Origin of the sequence: Pseudomonas sp. GM21, from assembly GCF_000282215.1 — a bacterium.
Classification (GTDB): Bacteria; Pseudomonadota; Gammaproteobacteria; order Pseudomonadales; family Pseudomonadaceae; genus Aquipseudomonas.
Genome location: NZ_AKJS01000080.1, coordinates 155,033 through 161,304 on the forward strand (window position 1 = coordinate 155,033; position 6,272 = coordinate 161,304).

The window sequence follows — 6,272 nt, forward strand, 5'->3', positions numbered from 1 at the left end:
GAATAGTCGGCTGCTGACAGGAGTCCCTATGCGCCGGTTGCTTTTTTCACTGTTGATGTTCTGCGTTTTGCCCGCTTGGGCAGACGGCCACGACCAGTTGTATAAAGTCGCCGGCTGGCCAGAGCAACGCGCGCATTTCAACGACGCGCTCACGGCCGCACAACAACGCTACGAGAGCAGCCTGCCACCTGCGGTGTTTCAAGCGTTGGTCACCAACAGCAATCAGCGTTTCGCTGCCCAGTCCGTCGATCAGCGCGCCGAAGCACAATTGCGCAAGAGCCTGGCCGACCCAAAACCTGCACTGACCTTCTTCCAATCGCCCCTGGGCAAAAAAGTCGTGGCTGCCGAACTGTTGGCAACCCGGCGCGACCAATTGGCGAAAAACGCCAAGGGCCTGCCGAAGATGCAGGCCAGTGACAGCCGTCAACTGATCATCGGCCACCTGGCCCAGGCCCTGCCCGCTCGCGAGGCGGGGGCTGAAGTCAGCCTGGCAATTGCCGGCGTCGCGGCCGACAGCCTGAGCTCAATGATCCCCGGCCTGCTGGGTGGCGGTCAGGCGCAAGGGATGTTGAACGGCCAGCGTCAGCGCCTGATGGACCAGATCGGCAGCGACCTGAACAACACGTTGCTCTATGTCTATCGCGACCTCTCGGATGACGAACTGGAAGAGTTCGCCACGTTTGCCGAATCCACCGAGGGCCAGGCTTATTACCAGGCGGCGCTGGCGGCGATTCGGGCGGGGTTGGCGGTAGGGCAAAGCACTTCGAACCTCAGCCAATAATTTTCGGCGCATGTGAATACCCCTTCGCGAGCAGGCTCGCTCCCACAGTTGAAATGCATTCCTCTGTGGGAGTGAGCCTGCCCGCGATGAGGCCATCAAAGCCACTAAACATTCCGGCCTTTGATCCGCTTGGTCAAAAACCCGAAATACTCCTCGCGCATCACCAGCGTCTCATTCGCCAGATGATGCCGCGCCTGCGGCAACATCAACACCTGAGGCCGATCGAACTTGGCCTTCAATACCCCAAGGTTATGCTCCCAATCCACCGTCATGTCTGCCTGTCCCTGCACGATCAGCGGCCGGCGCGGGCTGTTGGGGGCGGCCTCAATTTGCTTGATCCAGCGCGCCAACGCCCCGACCCACGCCGTTGGCAGACGCTGCGGCTGCAAAGGATCAGCTTGCAGGAACGGCAAGAAATCAGGGTCGTTGGAGTTTTCGCTAAAGCGCCGGGCGATGGCTTTGACGAACGGTTTGAGCAGGTAATAACTGAGCTTTGACCAACCCCAGGCACGCGGCCTGACCAAGGGCGACAGCAGGATGACCTGGCCTTGCGCGGGGCTGTTCGCACCTTGATTGAGTACATGATCGATCACGATCGCCCCGCCCGTGCTCTGCCCGCACAGGTGCCACGGTTGCGGCAGATCGATGGACAACGCCTCGGCGAACAAGCCTTCCAACGTGTCCTGATACTCGGCGAACTCCTTGATGCTCGCGCGCTCGCCGCTGGACAGCCCATGCCCCGGCAGGTCACAGGCAATCACGGCAAAACCCTGATCCAGCGCCCACTCGATCACATGGCGATAGAGCCCGGTGTGATCGTAGAACCCGTGGAACATAAACAACGTCGCCTTCGCCCGCTCCGGCCACCAGAACTGACTGACCAATTCATAGCCATCGATCTCGAAACGCCCCAGGCCTGCGCGCAGCGTACGACCCGGAAAATCCAGGCCGTAAAAGCGTTGATACGCCATGGCCTCGGTCGACAGCGCTTGCCGTTCGGCCAATGGCCGCAGGCTGGCGCGCAAATGATCGGGGGCAAAAGTGGCTGACATGAAGGATTCCAGAGCGTTAAACAGACTTTATAGGCCTGCGATATTCATCTGTCGCAGCAAGCATGGCAAGCTAGCCGACCTTCGAGGATTCAAACCCATGCGTCCGGCCTACCGCACCCCACTGCTTGCCAGCCTGCTCGCCCTCGTGTGTGCCAGCGCTTTGTGGGCCGCGTATGACTGGTTTCAAGGGCGTTACTTGCGCGCGTTCAGCGAACACACTGCGGTGTTTTCCGGCGACCCTTTGCGTCTGCCCGCAGAACTCGCCGGCCCCGGTGCCATCCGCCTGGTGCACTTCTGGGATCCGGCCTGCCCATGCAACGTCGGCAATCAACAACACTTGAGCGAACTGGTTGAGCGCTATGTGCCCCAGGGCATCGAGTTTTACGCCGTGCAAAAACCCGGCAGTCATGGCCAGCTTCCCGCCACGCTGAGCCGCCTGAAAACCATCAATGTGCTGCCGGGCGCCGAACAGATTCCGGCCAGCCCGGCCGTGGCAATCTGGGACCGCAGCGGCAACCTGGCCTATTTCGGTCCGTATAGCGAAGGCCTGACCTGCAATTCGAACAACAGCTTCATCGAACCCATTCTGCAAGCGCTGAGCGAAGGGCGCGCGGTGAGCGCAACCCATACACTGGCCATCGGCTGTTACTGCCCTTGGCCGGTGGACGTGAAGTAAGGCATTCCAGACTTTTGCAGGACCGCGACGCCCGACACAGAAGGTCTGTGTTACATGTTTGCAGCCCACACGGGCGGCAATCCAACAAGAACAAGGAGTCACCATGAAACGCGTCCTGACCGTACTTGCCTCGCTGGTCGTCGTGCTCGCCATCGGGGTCGGCGGCTACGTATACAGCAAGCAGCCGACGCGCCAGGGCCAGGTGGAGTTGCAGCGCCTGCAAGGTTCGGTGACGGTGCGCTATGACGAGCGCGGCGTACCGCATATCCGCGCGGAAAACGAAGCGGACCTCTACCGCACCCTCGGCTATGTACAGGCCCAGGACCGCCTGTTCCAGATGGAGGCCATGCGGCGTCTGGCCCGTGGTGAACTGGCGGAAATCCTCGGCCCGAAACTGATCGACACCGACAAACTGTTCCGCAGCCTGCGCATCCGCGAACGTGCCGCGAGCTACGTGGCCGCGCTGGATCGGCAATCGCCGGCATGGAAGGGCCTGGAAGCCTATCTGGACGGCATCAATCAATATCAGGACACGCATGCGGCGCCCGCCGAGTTCGACGTGCTGGGCATCCACAAGCGCCCGTTCACGGCCGAAGACAGCATCAGCGTCGCCGGTTACATGGCGTACAGCTTTGCCGCAGCGTTTCGCACCGAACCCTTGCTGACGTTTGTGCGCGACCGATTGGGCGCCGACTACCTGAACATCTTCGAGCTCGACTGGCAGCCCAAAGGCGTGCTGGCCAAGGGGCCCTCCAAATCGGCATCGGCGCTGTCCGCCGCTGACTGGAAGGACCTGAACGCCCTCGCCCGCCTGAGCGAACAGGCGCTGGCCGACAATGGCCTGCCACAGTTCGAGGGCAGCAACGCCTGGGTGATTGCCGGCAACCGCACGAAAAGCGCCAAGCCACTGCTGGCAGGCGATCCGCATATTCGCTTTGCCGCGCCGGCAGTCTGGTACGAGGCGCAACTCTCGGCGCCGGGCTTTGAGCTCTACGGCCACCATCAGGCGTTGGTGCCGTTTGCATTTTTGGGCCACAACCAGGATTTCGGCTGGAGCCTGACCATGTTCCAGAATGACGATCTGGACCTGATCGCCGAGAAGACCAACCCGGACAACCCCAATCAGGTCTGGTATCACGGTAACTGGGTGGACATGGTCAACACCGAGCAGCAGATCGCCGTGAAGGGTCAGGAAGCGGTCAAGCTGACGCTGCGTCAATCGCCCCACGGCCCGATCATCAACGACGCACTCGGCACGGCGGCCGGCAAGACGCCGGTGGCCATGTGGTGGGCGTTCCTTGAAACACCGAACCCGATTCTCGAAGGCTTCTACCAGCTCAACCGCGCCGACACGCTGGCCAAGGCTCGCACCGCGGCCGCCAAGGTCCAGGCGCCGGGGTTGAACATTGTCTACGCCAACGCCAAGGGCGACATCGGCTGGTGGGCTTCGGCGCTGCTGCCTAAACGCGCGCCCGGGTCGAAGCCCGGTTTCATCCTCGACGGCAGCACCAATCAGGCGGACAAGGAAGGCTTCCACCCGTTCAGCGCCAACCCGCAGGAAGAAAACCCGGCACGCGGCTACATCGTCTCGGCCAACTTCCAGCCCCTGTCGCCGACCGGCATGGAAATTCCCGGCTACTACAACCTCGCCGATCGCGGTCAGCAGCTCAATCACCAGCTCAGCGACAAAAATGTGAAATGGGACATCGACGCCAGCAAGAAGCTGCAACTGGGCACCACCACTGCCTACGGTCCCCGTCTGTTGGCGCCATTGTTGCCGGTGCTGCGTGAAGTCGTGAGCGATCCCGCCGAACTCAAACAGGTGGAACAATTGGCGCAATGGAAAGGCGACTACCCGCTCGACTCCACCAGCGCCACGCTGTTCAACCAGTTCCTGTTCAACCTGGCTGACGCAACGATGCACGATGAGCTGGGGAATGATTTCTTCGAGACCTTGCTCTCGACCCGGGTGATCGACGCCGCACTGCCACGGTTGGCTGCCACGCCTGATTCACCGTGGTGGGACAATCGCAACACCCTCGACAAGGAAACCCGGGGCGATACGGTCAAGGTGGCCTGGCAGGCAAGCATGGCCCACCTCAAGACCACCCTGGGTACGGATTCGGCGCAGTGGCAATGGGGAAAGGCGCATACCCTGACCCATGGCCATCCACTGGGCATGCAAAAACCGCTGGATCGGGTCTTCAACGTCGGGCCGTTCGCCGCACCCGGTACGCATGAAGTGCCGAACAACCTCTCGGCCAAAATCGGTCCGGCGCCCTGGCCAGTGACCTACGGCCCGTCGACGCGGCGTCTGGTCGACTTTGCCGACCCGGCTCACAGCCTCACCATCAACCCGGTCGGTCAGAGCGGCGTACCGTTCGACAGTCACTACGATGACCAGGCCGAGGCGTATGTCGAAGGGGTTTACTTTGAGGCGCATTTCAACGACGAAGAAGTCACGGCCAATACCCACAGCACGTTGAAGTTTTTGCCGGCGCGGGCTGCGCCCTAGATCTTCGGCGACTGGACGACCGCTTTCGCGAGCAGGCTCGCTCCCACATTGGATCGAGTCTGTCTGAGCAACTCGGTCATCTGTGGGAGCGAGCCTGCTCGCGAACGGGCCTTCAAACCATTGCGGAAAAATTCCGCCTGAACTGCCACGGCGTCACCCCCAGCCTGCGATTGAAAACACTGCGCATATGCTGGGCATCACGAAACCCACATTGATAAGCGACGGTCTTGAGCGGCGAATGCGTGCTCTCCAGCAGCACTCGCGCCGCGTCCACCCTCGCCCGCTCGACGAACTCCGCCGGGGTGATTTTTGCTTCCTTGGCAAACACCCGGGAAAAGTTGCGCGTGCTCATGTTGGCCGCATACGCCAGGTCAGCGAGGGTCAGGTCGCCGGTGAGGTTGGCCAACACATAGAGCTGAACCATCGCCACCACAGAAGTGGGTTCGGCGTGGGGCATGAGAAACGGGCTGAACTGAGATTGCCCGCCCGAACGCTGAGTGAACACCACCAGACGCTTGGCCACGTTTAGCGCAACGTCCGGCCCGTGGTCCCTGGCCAGTAAATACAACGACAAGTCGATCCCCGCGGTGACACCGGCCGAGGTATAGAGCTCGCCGTCCTGCACGTACAAGCGATCCGCCTCGACCCGGGTCGACGGACACATGTGTGTCAGCGCGGCAGCGTCGCCCCAGTGGGTCGTCACGGTTCGTCCATCCAGCAGTCCGGCCCGGGCGAGTATGAACGCGCCGTTGCAGATTGAGCCGAAGCGTTGCGCCCGGGCGCAGGCACCCCGCAGCCAGGCATCGAACGCGCCGCCAAAATCCATGAACGGCAACTGCGGCCCACCGGCCACCAGCAGCAAGTCATACGCCTCCAGCGCTTCACTGAAATGCGCGTGAGCATTGAGCGACAAACCGTTGGAACACGACATCACCCCGTGCCCGACGCCGATCACCTCCAACCGATAGTGGTCTTGCGGTTCGAGGAAGCGATTGGCTTCAGAAAACACATCCATGGGACCGGTGACGTCGAGGGACTGAACGCCGGAGAAGATCACGATGGCGATGGTTTTACTCATTGCGAGAAACGCCCTCAGTTGTTAGCCAATACACGACCTGTAGCAGCTGCCGAGCCTGCGAGGCTGCGTCCGGCTGCGCAGCAGTCGTGAAATCAGGCGCCTCGGTCTTGCAGGTAAACCGCGTGTTCAGGGTTTACGACTGCTGCGCAGCCGAACGCAGCCTCGCAGGC

At 61.6% G+C, this 6,272-nt stretch carries 5 protein-coding genes; 3 read left to right on the forward strand and 2 right to left on the reverse strand.

The annotated features are described in order from the left end of the window. Positions 1 to 28: 28 nt before the first annotated feature. Positions 29 to 781 (forward strand): DUF2059 domain-containing protein, encoded by a 753-nt coding sequence (locus tag PMI22_RS16125; protein ID WP_007945579.1) that lies wholly within the window; start codon positions 29 to 31, stop codon positions 779 to 781. Between the two features lie 104 nt (positions 782 to 885). Here PMI22_RS16125 and PMI22_RS16120 read toward each other — a convergent pair whose 3' ends face one another. Continuing rightward, a complete protein-coding gene (locus PMI22_RS16120; protein WP_007945580.1) occupies positions 886 to 1,833 on the reverse strand; it encodes an alpha/beta hydrolase in 948 nt (315 codons plus the stop codon). 97 nt (positions 1,834 to 1,930) lie between these two features. Here PMI22_RS16120 and PMI22_RS16115 point away from each other — a divergent pair, with 97 nt between their 5' ends. Both PMI22_RS16115 and PMI22_RS16110 read left to right on the forward strand, forming a co-directional pair. Further along, the gene (locus PMI22_RS16115; protein WP_007945581.1) at positions 1,931 to 2,509 is read left to right on the forward strand and encodes a DUF6436 domain-containing protein; all 579 of its coding nucleotides are present in this window, start codon (positions 1,931 to 1,933) and stop codon (positions 2,507 to 2,509) included. Positions 2,510 to 2,612: 103 nt separating this feature from the next. Beyond that, positions 2,613 to 5,024, forward strand: a complete 2,412-nt coding sequence (locus PMI22_RS16110) for a penicillin acylase family protein (RefSeq protein WP_007945582.1) — start codon at positions 2,613 to 2,615, stop codon at positions 5,022 to 5,024. Positions 5,025 to 5,136: 112 nt separating this feature from the next. Here the strand turns inward: PMI22_RS16110 and PMI22_RS16105 are convergent, their stop codons facing one another. After that, positions 5,137 to 6,102 (reverse strand): GlxA family transcriptional regulator, encoded by a 966-nt coding sequence (locus PMI22_RS16105; protein ID WP_007945584.1) that lies wholly within the window; start codon positions 6,100 to 6,102, stop codon positions 5,137 to 5,139. Positions 6,103 to 6,272 lie beyond the last annotated feature (170 nt).